This window comes from Neisseria weixii (genome assembly GCF_002327085.1).
Lineage (GTDB): Bacteria > Pseudomonadota > Gammaproteobacteria > Burkholderiales > Neisseriaceae > Neisseria > Neisseria weixii.
On the sequence record NZ_CP023429.1, the window covers coordinates 2,377,765 to 2,390,987 of the forward strand.

Annotated in this window: 10 protein-coding genes and 1 pseudogene; 10 read left to right on the forward strand and 1 reads right to left on the reverse strand. The window is 52.7% G+C overall.

Going from position 1 to position 13,223, the window contains the following annotated elements:
* Nucleotides 1-223: 223 nt before the first annotated feature.
* Entirely contained in the window at nt 224-2,425 is a 2,202-nt protein-coding gene (locus CGZ65_RS11910) for a UvrD-helicase domain-containing protein (protein WP_096295961.1), read from the forward strand.
* Between the two features lie 101 nt (nt 2,426-2,526).
* Nucleotides 2,527-2,934, forward strand: a complete 408-nt coding sequence (locus CGZ65_RS11915; RefSeq protein ID WP_096295962.1) for an OsmC family protein — start codon at nt 2,527-2,529, stop codon at nt 2,932-2,934.
* 97 nt (nt 2,935-3,031) lie between these two features.
* On the opposite strand, the pseudogene CGZ65_RS14965 reads toward CGZ65_RS11915, so the two are convergent.
* Nucleotides 3,032-3,355 (reverse strand): annotated as a pseudogene (locus CGZ65_RS14965) (hypothetical protein).
* Nucleotides 3,356-3,581: 226 nt separating this feature from the next.
* Between CGZ65_RS14965 and CGZ65_RS11925 the strand changes: the two are divergent.
* From CGZ65_RS11925 to CGZ65_RS11965, 8 genes are all read left to right on the forward strand, one after another.
* Nucleotides 3,582-4,433 carry a mechanosensitive ion channel family protein gene (locus tag CGZ65_RS11925; RefSeq protein WP_096295963.1) on the forward strand — a complete coding sequence of 284 codons (852 nt, stop codon included), beginning with the start codon at nt 3,582-3,584 and terminating at the stop codon, nt 4,431-4,433.
* Between the two features lie 172 nt (nt 4,434-4,605).
* Complete coding sequence (locus CGZ65_RS11930) at nt 4,606-6,657, forward strand: M3 family metallopeptidase (RefSeq protein WP_096295964.1); 2,052 nt, start codon at nt 4,606-4,608, stop codon at nt 6,655-6,657.
* Between the two features lie 128 nt (nt 6,658-6,785).
* A complete protein-coding gene (locus tag CGZ65_RS11935; RefSeq protein ID WP_198345293.1) occupies nt 6,786-7,853 on the forward strand; it encodes an AI-2E family transporter in 1,068 nt (355 codons plus the stop codon).
* 862 nt (nt 7,854-8,715) lie between these two features.
* Nucleotides 8,716-9,957 (forward strand): aromatic amino acid transporter, encoded by a 1,242-nt coding sequence (locus CGZ65_RS11945; protein WP_096295966.1) that lies wholly within the window; start codon nt 8,716-8,718, stop codon nt 9,955-9,957.
* A gap of 55 nt (nt 9,958-10,012) precedes the next feature.
* Nucleotides 10,013-11,272, forward strand: coding sequence for a BaiN/RdsA family NAD(P)/FAD-dependent oxidoreductase (locus CGZ65_RS11950; protein ID WP_096295967.1), 1,260 nt, complete (start codon nt 10,013-10,015; stop codon nt 11,270-11,272).
* A gap of 118 nt (nt 11,273-11,390) precedes the next feature.
* Nucleotides 11,391-11,843, forward strand: a complete 453-nt coding sequence (locus CGZ65_RS11955; RefSeq protein WP_096295968.1) for a DUF7832 domain-containing protein — start codon at nt 11,391-11,393, stop codon at nt 11,841-11,843.
* Nucleotides 11,844-11,881: 38 nt separating this feature from the next.
* On the forward strand, nt 11,882-12,457 hold the full coding sequence (gene gmhB, locus CGZ65_RS11960; protein ID WP_096295969.1) for a D-glycero-beta-D-manno-heptose 1,7-bisphosphate 7-phosphatase: 576 nt from the start codon (nt 11,882-11,884) through the stop codon (nt 12,455-12,457).
* Nucleotides 12,458-12,487: 30 nt separating this feature from the next.
* Nucleotides 12,488-13,222, forward strand: coding sequence for a lysophospholipid acyltransferase family protein (locus CGZ65_RS11965; RefSeq protein WP_096295970.1), 735 nt, complete (start codon nt 12,488-12,490; stop codon nt 13,220-13,222).
* Nucleotide 13,223 lies beyond the last annotated feature (1 nt).

A 13,223-nucleotide genomic window follows, 5' to 3' on the forward strand; every position in this document is an offset into this window, starting at 1 on the left:
TGGTATCGAATTGAGACAGAATCGGATCAAGCTTTTTCATCTGTTTTCTCCTGAAAAATCTGAGTCCTATCGTGCCTGTTTTCATTATATTTGTCAATCCAAGGCAGACACCATCAGGCCGTCTGAAGATTAAAACACACTTGCAACCACGTTTTCAGACGGCCTTCTTCATCGTTTTATATTAAAATACCGCATTCCAAAATCTTTTTCAGACGGCCTCATCATGTTTCCCAGCGAATCCCCTTCTTCTTTGTTAAGCGGCTTGAATCCCGAGCAGCTTGCCGCCGTGACTTGGCCGCTGCAATCGGCTTTGGTGTTGGCCGGCGCGGGCAGCGGCAAAACGCGTGTGCTGACGACGCGCATTGCGTGGCTGTTGCAAAGCGGTCAGGCCAGTGTGCACAGCATTATGGCGGTGACGTTTACCAACAAAGCCGCCAAAGAAATGCAGACGCGCTTGGGCGCGATGATTCCGGTGAACGTGCGCGCCATGTGGCTGGGCACGTTTCACGGTTTGTGCCACCGCTTTTTACGGCTGCACCACCGCGACGCCAACCTGCCGGCGGCTTTTCAGATTCTCGACAGCAGCGACCAACTGGCCCTAATCAAACGCATGCTGAAGCAGCTCAACATCGCCGAAGAAATCATGGCGCCGCGCAGCCTGCAGGGATTTATCAATGCGCAAAAGGAAAACGGCCTGCCCGCGTCTGCCCTGCAAGCGCCGGATCCGCACACACAGCGCATGATTGAATGCTATGCCGAATACGACCGCATCTGCCAGCGTGAAGGCGTCGTCGATTTTGCCGAACTCATGTTGCGCAGTTATGAAATGCTCAAAAGTAACGAAATGCTGCGCGTGCATTATCAAAACCGTTTCAACCATATTTTGGTGGACGAATTCCAAGACACCAACAAGCTGCAATATGCGTGGCTCAAGCTGATGGCGGGCAATCAGGCAGCGGTGTTTGCCGTGGGCGACGACGACCAAAGCATTTACCGTTTCCGCGGAGCCAATGTCGGCAACATGACCGCGCTGATGAAAGAGTTCGCCATCGAAGCGCCGATCAAGCTCGAGCAAAACTACCGCTCGGTAGGCAATATTCTCGCTGCCGCCAATGCCGTGATTGAAAACAACGACGAGCGTTTGGGCAAAAACCTGCGCACCGACGCCGAGTTGGGCGACAAAATCCGCTACCTTTCCGCGCCCAGTGATTTTGAAGAAGCGCAGTTCATCATCGACGAAGCCAAATCACTGCAACGCGAAGGCTGGCCGCTGTCGGAAATGGCCGTACTCTACCGCAGCAACGCCCAATCGCGCGTCATCGAGCAAGCCCTGTTCCGCAGCGGCGTGCCGTATAAAATCTACGGAGGCCTGCGCTTTTACGAGCGTCAAGAAATCAAACACGCGCTGGCTTACCTGCGCTTGGCGGTCAACCCCGATGACGACAACGCCCTGTTGCGCGTAATTAACGTGCCCGCCCGCGGCATCGGCGCACGCACGATTGAAAACCTTCAGACGGCCGCTAGCGAGCAAGGCATTTCCCTGTGGCAGGCGGCCTGCGATGCCGGTGCCAAAGCCACCAAAATCGCCGCATTCGTCCAACTGATTGAAAACCTGCGCAACCAAATCGGCCAATTGTCGCTGGCCGAAATCATGGTCAGCGTGATTCAAGACAGCGGCTTGGTCGAATTCTACAAAACGCAAAAAGGCGACCACCAAGACCGCTTGGACAACTTAGACGAATTGGCCAATGCCGCCGTCGCGTTCAAGCCCGAAGAAAGCAATTTTGAAATCCTGCCGGAAAACGCCGCCGAACACCCTGCCTTTGCGGTATTGTCTTTCCTCAGCAACGCCGCGCTGGAATCAGGCGAAAACCAAGCCGGCGAAGGCGAAGACGCGATTCAGCTGATGACCGTCCACGCCGCCAAAGGCTTGGAATTCAACGCCGTTTTCCTCACCGGCATGGAAGAAGGCCGCTTCCCGAGTGAACTCAGCCTCGCCGAACGCGGCGGCCTCGAAGAAGAACGCCGCCTGATGTACGTCGCCATCACCCGCGCACGCAAACGCCTCTACATCACCATGGCACAACAACGCATGCTGCACGGCCAAACCCAATTCGGCATCGTGTCGCGCTTCGTCGAAGAAATCCCGCCCGAAGTGTTGCATTACCTGTCGGCGAAAAAACAAAATTTCAACAGCTTTACCGATGCCCCGCGTACCCGCAGCAATAAAGTTGTCGAAGACTACAAGCTGCCGCAGGAATACGCCGGTTTCCGCATCGGCCAAAACGTGCGCCACACCAAATTCGGCACCGGCGTGATTATCGATGCGGTCAATAAAGGCGAATCGGCGCGGCTGACGATTAATTTCGGCAAAGAAGGCGTGAAGGAATTGGATACGAAATTTGCGAAATTGGAAGTGGTTTGAATTGGCCCCGAACTGATTGAATTGACATGATAAAGGCCGTCTGAAATAATTTTCAGACGGCCTTTCTTATCCCATCACTTTGCATAAAAAGGAACCCCATCATGCCCCACATCTCCACCGTCCGCTACACCGGCAACCTGCACAACGATTTAACCCACTTACAAAGCGGCGACACGATTTCCACCGATGCGCCAACCGATAACAACGGCAAAGGCGAAGCGTTTTCGCCGACGGATTTGCTGGCCACTTCGCTGGCCGCTTGTGCGCTGACGATTATGGGCATGAAAGCCGATGATTTGAGCGTAGGCTTAGCCGGCGCGCGGGCGGAAGTGGGCAAGGAAATGGCGGCCAATCCGCGCCGTGTGGCGAAGGTCACGGTTGATTTTTATTTGAACGCAGATTTAGACGAACGCAGCCGCGCGGTTTTAGAAGCGGCGGCGCATACTTGTCCGGTCGCGAAAAGTTTGAGTGCGGATTTGGTGCAGGAATTTGTGTTCCATTACGAATGATTCGGGCGCGTGAATGCGTTTGAGGCAGATAGTAAAGGCCGTCTGAAAAATTTTCAGACGGCCTTTACTATCAAATTTTCAATAAGTTATCAGTTTTTTATTTCACGATTTCCACAGGCCCGTGGTCGTCGCAATGGTCGCCGTGTTGGTGATGCAGGCGGCCGTTAACGATGTAGTCGACGTGATCGCCGTGTGGCACGGCTTCGTGGCCGCAGCCTTCGCCGTGAACGTGGTCGCCGCAGTCGCTGACGGATGGCAGCCGTCGGGATTGGTGCCGTCAACGGCTAAAGTGTGTTCATCGTAATGGCCGTCGTGTTCGTGGTGCAGATGACCGTCGTGCAGGTAGTCAATGTGGTCATCGTGTTTGATCGCAGTCTTGGCCGTGAACGTGGTTGTGTTCGTGATGGATTTTGCAGGTCATGATGGTTTCCTCCATGAGACGGTATGCCTTTTCAGGCAGAATTGGTATGTGTTTATCTTATGTTTTTCTCAAAATTTATTCAATAAACTTTTGATTTTAACGAATTTTATTATGATATATCAGTTATGGTATAGCATTCTTATCCCGGCGGCACAAGCATTTTTTTCAGACGGCCTTTATAATGCGTGTTTATACATGACATACCGTTAGAAACGGAAAACGCAAGATGTGGGATACTGTAAAACTTTGGCTGCAAGAGATTCCGGCCAGCTATGAAATCATTGAATCGGTGCTGATGATTATCGGCATCTTGGCGGTGCGCACGCTGCTTTTGGGCGCGCATTTCCGCAGCCATCCGGATTTGTCGATTGAGACCAAGCGCCGCGCGTTGGTCGTGAGCCGCAATCTGACGCTGATTTTGGTGTTGCTGGGTTTGGCAATGATTTGGGCAACACAGATTCAGACAGTGGCTTTGTCGATGTTTGCGGTGGCGGCGGCGATTGTGGTGGCCACCAAAGAATTGATTATGTGTTTGTCGGGCAGCGTGTTACGCTCGATTACCAAACAATATTCGGTGGGCGATTATATTGAAATCAACGGCTTGCGCGGCCGTGTGGTCGATATTAATTTGTTGAATACGCTGATGATGGAAATCGGTCCCAATGCCTTGGTCGGCCAGCTTTCGGGCGACACGATTTCATTCCCCAACAGCCTGCTGCTCAATCATAATGTGCGTCGCGACAATGTGTTGGGACCCTATGTAATTCACACGGTGCAGATTCCCGTGCCGATTCATTTGGATTCGGATGCGGTGGTGTCGCGTTTGAAAGCGGTGTTGGAGCCGTTGTGCGCACCTTACATTGCCGATATTTCCAAATATTTGGAAGCGGTGCAGGTGGAAAAGCTGTTTATCACGCCCGCCGCCGAGCCGCGCGTGACCCGCGTGCCGCATGATGACAAGGTGTACAACATCATTGTGCGTTTTGCCGCGCCGGTGGCGAAGCGTTTGGAAATTCAGCAAACGGTGTTGGACGAATTTTTACGGGTGCAGCATCAATTATTACATGCCGATTCATAATGCCCGCTGATGCTCAAACCCCCGATCGGGTGGTTTGATTTTTTTCAGACGGCCTGACTGTTTTCAATGCTAAACTTGAGTTCAACCAAATTGGCTCTATATATTGTTTATCGTTTTTTCGTTCAGACGGCCTCCAATAACAAGGCCGTCTGAAAACACAAAGGAAAGCCCCATGACCGACAACGTTTTATTATCTCTTGACGACGAGCCGAAATTCGACCAAATTCAAACCGAACTCATCAAGCCGGCCATACAAACCGCCATCGCCGAAGCGCGCGGACAGATTTCGGCGGTCAAAGCCCAACCCGACACCACTTGGCGCAACACGGTCGAAGCACTCACCGACATCACCGAGCGCGTCGGCCGCATTTGGGGCGTGGTGGCGCATTTGAATTCGGTGGTCGATACGCCTCAATTGCGTGCGGTGTATAACGAATTAATGCCGGAAGTAACGGTATTTTTCACCGAAATCGGCCAAGATATCGAATTATATGAGCGTTTCAAAGCGATTAGAGCCTCTGCCGAATTCGACCGCCTGACCGAAGCGCAGCAAACCAAGCTGGCGCACGATTTGCGTGATTTTGTGTTGAGCGGTGCGGAATTGCCGGCCAAACAACAAGTCGAACTGGCCGCGCTGCAAACCGAAGGCGCGCAATTGTCCGCCCAATTCTCGCAAAACGTCTTGGATTCGACCGATGCGTTTGCCCTGTATTTTGACGATGCCGCGCCGCTGGCCGGTGTTCCGGAAGATGCGCAGGCCATGTTTGCCGCCGCTGCCGAAGCGGAAGACAAAAGCGGCTACAAAGTCGGCCTGCAAATGCCGCATTATCTGGCCGTGATGCAGTATGCCGACAACCGCGGGCTGCGCGAACAAATCTACCGCGCCTATGTGACCCGCGCCAGCGAATTGAGCAACGACGGCAAATTCGACAACACCGCCAACATCAACCGCACCTTGGAAATTGCCCTGCAAACCGCCAAGCTGCTTGGTTTTGCCAACTATGCCGAATTGTCGCTGACCACCAAAATGGCCGACACGCCGGCGCAAGTGACCGGTTTTCTACGCGATTTGGCCAAACGTGCCAAACCGTTTGCCGAAAAAGACTTGGCCGAAGTGCGCGCCTTTGCCGCCGAAGAATTGGGTTTGGCCGACCTGCAGCCGTGGGATTTGACCTACGCGGGCGAAAAATTGCGCCAAGCCAAATATGCCTTCAGCGAAACCGAAGTGAAACAATATTTCCCGGTGAGCAAAGTGCTGCACGGCCTGTTTGCCCAAATCAACCGCTTATACGGCGTGAATTTCATCGAAAAACGCGTGCCGGTTTGGCATCCTGACGTGCGCTATTTTGAATTGGAAAACGGCGGCGCGATTATCGGCGGCGTGTACATGGATTTATACGCCCGCGAAGGCAAGCGCGGCGGCGCGTGGATGAACGACTACAAAGGCCGCCGCCGCTTTATGGACGGCGGCCGGGCCGGCCAAATCCAAACCCCGACCGCTTATTTGGTGTGCAACTTCACCCCGCCGGCAGGCGGCAAAGAACCGCGCTTGAGCCACGATGAAATCCTGACCCTGTTCCACGAAACCGGCCACGGTCTGCATCATTTGTTGAGTCAAGTAGAAGAATTGGGCGTGAGCGGCATCAACGGCGTGGAATGGGATGCGGTCGAGCTGCCGAGCCAGTTTATGGAAAATTTCGTGTGGGAATACGATGTGTTGGCCGAAATGTCTGCCCACGAAGACAACGGCGCTGCCCTGCCGCGCGAATTGTTCGACAAAATGGCCGCCGCCAAAAACTTCCAACGCGGCCTGTTTATGGTGCGCCAAATGGAATTCGCCCTGTTTGATATGCTGATTTACAGCGAAACCGATGCAGGCCGTCTGAACAACTGGGCGCAAGTGTTGGACGAGGTGCGCGAAGAAGTCGCCGTGATTCGCCCGCCGCAATACAACCGCTTCGCCTTGAGCTTCGGTCACATCTTTGCCGGCGGCTACTCGGCCGGTTATTACAGCTACGCATGGGCGGAAGTGTTGAGCGCGGATGCTTACGCCGCCTTTGAAGAAAGCGACGATCTGCGCGCCACCGGCAAACGCTTCTGGCGCGAAATTCTGGCCGTCGGCGGCTCGCGCCCGGCAGCCGAATCGTTCAAAGCCTTCCGCGGCCGCAAACCGCAAATCGATGCCCTGCTGCGCCACAGCGGTTTTGATGTGGATGCGGCTTGATTAAAGGTAGATTGAAGGGTCATAAAGGCCGTCTGAAACTGTATGTTCAGACGGCTTTTTTCACCCACCATCCACCCACTTTTACGGCATAATACGTCTTAACCTTACGCTTCAAAATTGCACACACCATGAGCCTACACCCACCTTCGACCTCGCTTTACCGCAACGCCACTTACCTGATGATGGCGGCCAGCTTATGGGGCATTTTGTATTTCCGTTTGCTGCCGTTGTTGTTTGCGGTGATTCTGACGTATGTGTTCATCACCAAAACCAACGGCATCATTTTGTGGCTGCGCCGCCGTTTGCTGTCGCGCAATACGCTGCTCGACCGCTCGTTGAGTGTGCACAACATCAACCTGCTCTCCACCACGCTGACCATCGGCATTGTGTCGCTGATTTTGTTTTTGCTGTCGATGGGTGTTTATCATTTGATACACGGCGGCAATGTGTCGGTGATGCTGGATAAGCTGGCGGCGATTTTGGCCGACACCAAAAGCAGCGATAATTTGCCCGAGTTTGTATTGAACCTGCTGCCCGATAATTTGGAACAAATCAAGCAATACGGCATTCGGCTGATCGAAGAATACAGCGCCGCGCTGACCCGCATCAGCACCCACAGCATTGCCTCTTTCGTGCATATTCTGCTGGGCATCATCATCGGCGTGATGTTGAGCTACCACCGTTTGCGTATGCGCCGCCAACGCCGCAGCATGCCGGCATTTAAGCGGGAAATGGTGCAGCGCATCGTCAATTTCGAACTGAGTTTCGAACGCGTGTTCATCGCGCAGGCAAAAATTTCCTTGGTCGATACCTTCCTGACCGGCCTGTATCTTTACCTGATTCTGCCGCTTTTCGATATCGAGCTGCCGTTTCGGGTGACCGTGTTGATTATTGCCTTTATCGTCGGGCTGATTCCGGTGGCGGGCAACCTGATTTCCAACACCATCATCATCATTTTGAGCTTGGGCATTTCGCTCTATGTCGCCATCGCTTCATTGGTATTTTTGGTGGTGATCCACAAATTGGAATATTTTTTAAATGCCAAAATCATCGGTTCGGAAATCGAAGCCGGCGCGTGGGAATTGCTGGTGGCGATGATTGTGTTCGAACGCATATTCGGCATCGGCGGCATTGTGGTCGCACCGGTTTATTATGCGTATGTGAAAAACGAAATGAAGTGGCAGAAGCTGATTTAGGCTTATCCAAAGGCCGTCTGAAAGTAAAATCAAACGTTCAGACGGCCTTGATATTATCAAGCTACAACCTATTCAGACATATGCCGGCCGCAGCTCAAGCCAAGATTTGGTTTTCCTATAATATTGAATATAAACATATATAAGCAATCGAGAAAAAAGCGATGCCGTATTTGAATAAAGCCTTATGTACAGGAACAGACCAAATAAAAATTATTGCGGATAATGCAACAATAAAAGAACCGTCTGCTATATTCCGTGCAATGAATTCCTGTCTGATAAGATAAGACACGACTAAAAATACCACACAAAAAAAGACTTTTATTCCAATCGCTTTATTTTCCATATCGCCAGGCAACACCAGTTACCATTCCTCCTGCCAAAGCGCCATTAAATCCCCATCCCACACCTACGAAACCTTCGGTAGCAGCCGCGCTAGCTCCGGCGGACCATGCTAATGTAGTTAGTAAAAAAACGGCTGCCACCAACCGCACCAATGGCAGCCCCCAACCGGACCAAAAGCACCTTATACATATTTCAGTTCTTGAATAGATAAAACTTTCAATGCCATTCTTGGAATTAAAAAATATAAATAGAACCGGTTCAGTATCTACTGACTGAATATATTCGTTAAAATTCATTTACAAAAGAAAGGACATGAAAAAAATTTTTAGAATCATCTAGGAAAAAAAATCATATCAAAAGTAAGCTACCGCCCTACTGTTTGCGACTGTTTTTCAGACGGCGTTTTTATTTCCATTCCCACCACTTTACGGCATAATAAGCCCTTTACAAATATTCATACTTTCAGACGGCCTGAATCCCTTTGCCATGCCGTATGAAACCTCATTCCGGAAAGTTAATTATGTCTGCCAAACAACCGTCGCTCTTCGGCGGCGCGATGATTATTGCCGGTACGATTATCGGTGCCGGTATGTTTGCCAACCCCACCGCCACCTCGGGCGTGTGGTTTACCGGCGCGCTGCTGGTGCTGCTTTATACTTGGTTTTCCATGCTCTCCAGCGGCCTGATGATTTTGGAAGTGAACACGCATTACCCGCATGGTGCGAGTTTCGACACCATGGTGAAAGACTTGCTCGGCAAGGGCTGGAACGTGGTAAACGGTTTGGCGGTGGCGTTTGTGCTGTATCTTTTAACCTATGCCTACATTTTTGTCGGCGGCGATTTGACCGCGCAAGGCTTGGGCAGCCTGACCGGAAGCGAAGTGGCTTTACCGGTGGGGCAATTGGTGTTTTTCGGCGTGTTGGCGTGTTGCGTGTGGGCATCCACCCGCTTGGTTGACCGCCTCACCACCGTTTTAATCGGCGGCATGGTCATTACCTTTATCTGGGCGACCGGCGGTCTGATTTCCACAGTCAAACTGCCGGTATTGTTCGACACCCAAGCCGCACCGCACACCAGCTATTGGATTTATGCCGCTGCTGCGTTGCCGGTGTGTTTGGCGTCGTTCGGCTTTCACGGTAATGTGTCCAGCCTGTTGAAATACTTCGACGGCGATGCGCCCAAAGTCGCCAAAGCCTTGAAAACGGGCACGCTGATTGCCTTAGTAATTTATGTGCTGTGGCAGCTGGCGATCCAAGGCAATTTGCCGCGCAATGAATTCGCCCCCGTGATTGCGGCGGAAGGCCAAGTTTCGGTTTTGATTGAAACGCTGTCGAAATTCGTGCCGACGGGCAGTATGGACAAAGTGTTGTCGTTCTTCGCGTATATGGCAATTGCCAGCTCGTTTTTGGGCGTAACTTTGGGCTTGTTCGACTACATTGCCGATATGTTCAAATGGAAAGAATACGCCGCCGACCGCAGCAAAACCGCCGCCGTCACCTTCCTGCCGCCGCTGGTTTGCTGTTTACTGTTCCCAACCGGTTTTGTGACTGCCATCGGCTATGTCGGCTTGGCCGCAACGGTATGGACGGCTTTGATTCCGGCCATGCTGCTCTACAAATCGCGCCGGAAATTCGGCGCGGGCAAAGGCTACTGCATCGGCGGCGGCGTGTGGCTGATGGTGTGGGTATTCGCCTTCGGCCTCATCAACATTGCTGCGCAAATTTTAAGCCAAATGGGTATTGTACCTGTGTTTACAGGCTGATTATCAGGCCGTCTGAAAGGCGGCCTTTTCTTTTATATTGTGAAACGATAACACCATGCCCCAGACTTTCCACACCGTCATCATCGGTGCCGGTGCAGCCGGCATGTTGGCCGCTGCACGCATTGGTCAGACCGGACACCGCGTCGCGCTGATTGACCATGCTGCCAAAATCGGTGAAAAAATCCGCATTTCCGGCGGCGGCCGCTGCAATTTCACCAACCGCCATCTCAACGGCCACGATGGTTCGGCCTATTATGTATCACAGAAGCCGCGCTTTGTGCGGCATGCCTTGGCGCAGTTTCATGCCGCCGATTTTATTGTCTTGGTGGAAAAACACGGCATCACTTATCACGAGAAACACAAAGGCCAGCTTTTTTGCGACGGCAGCGCTCAGGAAATCATTACCATGCTGCAAAACGAATGCAAACAAGGCCGAGTGGTATGGCACACGGCTTGCACGGTCGAAACCGTCAACCTGCTTCAGACGGCCTCTGCCGCTGATTCACCGCGTTTCCGACTGCACACCGGCCACGGCGAATTTCAGGCACACAATCTGATTGTGGCTACGGGCGGCTTGGCGGTACCTGCCATTGGTGCGTCGCCTTTTGGCTATGAACTGGCCAAGCAATTCGGTCACAGCATCGTACCTCCCGAAGCAGCCTTAGTGCCGCTGCGTTTCGAGCATTGGGCGGAACACGGCTACGACCAGCTTTCCGGCATTGCCCTGCCGGTGCGCATCAGCGTGGGCAGCGGCAAAACGCGTGTGTCGTTTGATGAAGATTTACTGTTCCGCCACAAAGGCTTGAGCGGCCCGGCGATTTTGCAGATTTCCAGCTATTGGCACAGCGGCCAAACCATCGCCATCGACCTGGTACCCGACACCGGCCTTGCCGCTGAATTGTGCACCGGCAAAAACGGCCAAAAAATCCAGCTCAACACCGCCTTAAAATCACTCTGCCCGTCCCTGCCCGAACGCTTACTGGAAACATGGCTGAGGCGCGCCGAGTTCGCCCCGTATGCCGCGCACAAATGGGCGGATGTACCGAATGCCGTCTTAGTCAAACTCGGCCAAAGCCTGAACCAATGGACGCTTCTACCCAGCGGTTCAGACGGCCATAAAAAAGCCGAAGCCACGCGCGGCGGAGTGAATGTGAAAGAAATCGACCCGAAAACCATGCAAAGCAAATTGCAGCCGGGCTTGTATTTCATCGGCGAAGTGATGGACATCACCGGCTGGCTCGGCGGCTACAATTTCCAATGGGCATGGTCTTCGGCCTTATGTGCGGCAGAAGCTGTCTGCCGGGAATCAGCGTAAGCCCCAACCTATTCAGACGGCCTGAATTGCATATTACCGGTGCGAAAAGCGGCGGATTACTGGTAAAATAGGCCGTCTGAAACCTTGTTCGGACTGCATCAATACACGAAAGCCCTCCATGTACGACCACTTTCAATTCCACACCGGAGAAGACTACCCTGCCGATTTGTCACCCGACCATGCCGCCACCCACATGGGCATGTATTTCCAATGGGCGGCCGGTCAAGGGCTGGTGAATCCGGTATGGCAGACTGCGCCGGAAACCGCCTCCGACTTCGCCGCCATGCTGGACGGCACATTTAGCGGTGCGGTATTTGTGCGCAACCATTTGGGCAGCGTGCTCACGCCCCAAGACTTTACCGAACTGGGTCAACGCTTTACCGAGTTTTATTACGACGATGAAGACGAAGGCTACGGCGCGTTTATGGAAGACTACGTCACCACGCTCGATACGCCGCAACTGCCCAGCTTCTACCATGTGGCCGACACGCCCGAAAACTACGCCTTGCTCGCGCCCGTTTTTCAGGCAGCCTTTGAGCGCTGGAAGCATTCTTTAAAAAAAATAATCTGACACGGCCATATTGAAAAAGGCCGTCTGAAAGCCACACTATGCCATCCCACAACAAACTCATCATCCTCGACCGCGACGGCGTGATTAACCAAGACCGCGACGACTTCGTCAAATCCGTTGACGAATGGATTCCGATTGAAGGCAGCATGGACGCCATCGCCTTTCTCACCGAAGCAGGCTACACGGTCGCCGTAGCCACCAACCAATCAGGCATCGGCCGCAAATATTTCACCCTGCAAGACCTCACCGAAATGCACGCCAAAATGCACCGCTTGGCGCTGCAGGCCGGCGGCGTGATTGACGGCATTTGGTTCTGCACGCATTTGGCCGACGACAACTGCAACTGCCGCAAACCCAAGCCCGGCATGATTCAAGACATTTTAAACCGCTTCCAAGCCCAAGCTGCCGACACTTGGTTAGTGGGCGACAGCCTGCGCGATTTGCAGGCCATGGATGCCGTTGGCGGCAAATCAGCCTTGGTATTGACCGGCAAAGGCAAAAAAACCTTGCAGGAGAAGGAAGAAGAATTGCCGGAAAACACGCAAATCTTCGACAATCTGCTGGCTTTTGCACAATACATCACGCAAGAAGAATTGAAACCAGACGAAGCTTAAGGCCGTCTGAAAAGAAAGCGCGCATCATTTATGCTGTTGATTAAAAACCTGATTTACTGGCTGATTCTGTCCGTCAGCCTGATTGTATTGTTTCCCTTTATGCTTTTGGCTGCACCAATCCCCGGCGGCGCACACAAAATGGCGCAAGTTTGGGTATCGATTTTGAATTGGTCGCTGAAAAACATCATCGGTCTGAAATACCGCTTAATCGGCGCGGAAAACATCCCTTCCAAGCCGTCGATTATCTGTTCCAAACACCAAAGCGGCTGGGAAACCTTGGCTTTGCAGGAAATTTTTCCGCCGCAGGTTTATGTTGCCAAACGCGAACTGTTTAAAATCCCGTTTTTCGGCTGGGGTTTGAAACTGGTCAAAACCATCGGCATCGACCGCAGCAACCGCCGCGAAGCCAACGACCAATTGATGAAACAGGGTTTGGCGCGCAAAAACGAAGGCTATTGGATTTCCATTTTTCCCGAAGGCACGCGCCTGCCGCCCGGCACGCACGGCAAATACAAGCTCGGCGGCGCACGCATGGCGAAAATGTTTGAAATGGACATCGTGCCGGTCGCGCTCAACAGCGGCGAATTCTGGCCGAAAGATTCATTTATGAAATATCCCGGCGAAATCACCGTCGTCATCGGCAAACCGATTGCGCACGACAGTGGCAGCGACGCCGAACTAATGGCCGAATGCGAAAACTGGATTGAAGCACGTCAAGCCGAAATCACCGGTCAGGGTCCGTTCGCACCCCAAAAGGCCGTCTGAA

Bases quoted from the DNA above. Each gene is read 5' to 3' on its own strand.
- CGZ65_RS11950 (WP_096295967.1), top strand. From the start codon at position 10,013: ATGCCCCAGACTTTCCACACCGTCATCATCGGTGCCGGTGCAGCCGGC.
- CGZ65_RS11915 (WP_096295962.1), top strand. From the start codon at position 2,527: ATGCCCCACATCTCCACCGTCCGCTACACCGGCAACCTGCACAACGAT.
- CGZ65_RS11945 (WP_096295966.1), top strand. From the start codon at position 8,716: ATGTCTGCCAAACAACCGTCGCTCTTCGGCGGCGCGATGATTATTGCC.
- CGZ65_RS11965 (WP_096295970.1), top strand. From the start codon at position 12,488: ATGCTGTTGATTAAAAACCTGATTTACTGGCTGATTCTGTCCGTCAGC.
- gmhB (WP_096295969.1), top strand. From the start codon at position 11,882: ATGCCATCCCACAACAAACTCATCATCCTCGACCGCGACGGCGTGATT.
- CGZ65_RS11955 (WP_096295968.1), top strand. From the start codon at position 11,391: ATGTACGACCACTTTCAATTCCACACCGGAGAAGACTACCCTGCCGAT.
- CGZ65_RS11925 (WP_096295963.1), top strand. From the start codon at position 3,582: ATGTGGGATACTGTAAAACTTTGGCTGCAAGAGATTCCGGCCAGCTAT.
- CGZ65_RS11930 (WP_096295964.1), top strand. From the start codon at position 4,606: ATGACCGACAACGTTTTATTATCTCTTGACGACGAGCCGAAATTCGAC.
- CGZ65_RS11935 (WP_198345293.1), top strand. From the start codon at position 6,786: ATGAGCCTACACCCACCTTCGACCTCGCTTTACCGCAACGCCACTTAC.
- CGZ65_RS11910 (WP_096295961.1), top strand. From the start codon at position 224: ATGTTTCCCAGCGAATCCCCTTCTTCTTTGTTAAGCGGCTTGAATCCC.